General features: G+C 53.9%; 1 rRNA gene. It reads right to left on the bottom strand.

Features of this window, described 5'->3' with window-relative positions:
- Positions 1 to 1,426 (bottom strand): 23S ribosomal RNA (locus tag KP77_RS00005); the annotation flags it as partial.

Here is a 1,426-nt window from a genome sequence, read left to right as displayed (position 1 = left end):
TTGGTTAAGTCCTCGATCGATTAGTATTCGTCAGCTGCACATGTCACCATGCTTCCACCTCGAACCTATCTACCTGATCATCTTTCAGGGATCTTACCACTTGCGTGTGGGAAATCTCATCTTGAGGGGGGCTTCATGCTTAGATGCTTTCAGCACTTATCCCGTCCGCACATAGCTACCCAGCGATGCCATTGGCATGACAACTGGTACACCAGCGGTGCGTCCATCCCGGTCCTCTCGTACTAAGGACAGCTCCTCTCAAATTTCCTGCGCCCACGACGGATAGGGACCGAACTGTCTCACGACGTTCTGAACCCAGCTCGCGTACCGCTTTAATGGGCGAACAGCCCAACCCTTGGGACCGACTACAGCCCCAGGATGCGATGAGCCGACATCGAGGTGCCAAACCTCCCCGTCGATGTGGACTCTTGGGGGAGATAAGCCTGTTATCCCCGGGGTAGCTTTTATCCGTTGAGCGATGGCCCTTCCATGCGGAACCACCGGATCACTAAGCCCGTCTTTCGACCCTGCTCGACTTGTAGGTCTCGCAGTCAAGCTCCCTTATGCCTTTACACTCTTCGAATGATTTCCAACCATTCTGAGGGAACCTTTGGGCGCCTCCGTTACTCTTTAGGAGGCGACCGCCCCAGTCAAACTGCCTGCCTGACACTGTCTCCCGGCCCGATAAGGGCCGCGGGTTAGAAGTTCAACACAGCGGGGGTAGTATCCCACCAATGCCTCCACCGAAGCTGGCGCTCCGGTTTCTAAGGCTCCTACCTATCCTGTACAAGCTGTGCCAAAATTCAATATCAGGCTGCAGTAAAGCTCCACGGGGTCTTTCCGTCCTGTCGCGGGTAACCTGCATCTTCACAGGTACTATAATTTCACCGAGTCTCTCGTTGAGACAGTGCCCAGATCGTTGCACCTTTCGTGCGGGTCGGAACTTACCCGACAAGGAATTTCGCTACCTTAGGACCGTTATAGTTACGGCCGCCGTTTACTGGGGCTTCAATTCGCACCTTCGCTTGCGCTAAGCACTCCTCTTAACCTTCCAGCACCGGGCAGGTGTCAGCCCCTATACTTCACCTTACGGTTTCGCAGAGACCTGTGTTTTTGCTAAACAGTCGCCTGGGCCTATTCACTGCGGCTCTCTCGGGCTTGCACCCTAATAGAGCACCCCTTCTCCCGAAGTTACGGGGTCATTTCACCTTGCATCTCGCTAGAGGCTTTTCTTGGCAGTGTGGAATCAAAGACTTCGGTACTAAATTTCCCTCGTCATCACAGCTCAGCTTACACGGAAACGGGATTTGCCTCATTTCCTGCCTACCTGCTTAAACACGCGCAACCAACGGCGTGCTCTCCTATCCTCCTGCGTCCCCCCATTACTCAAACGATGTGTTGGTGGTACAGGAATATCAACCTGTTG

It is taken from the genome of Jeotgalibacillus alimentarius, from assembly GCF_000829445.1.
GTDB classification, from domain to species: Bacteria; Bacillota; Bacilli; order Bacillales; family Jeotgalibacillaceae; genus Jeotgalibacillus; species Jeotgalibacillus alimentarius.
The sequence above is the reverse complement of the archived record's forward strand: the minus strand, read 5'-3'. Positions and strand labels throughout refer to the sequence as shown.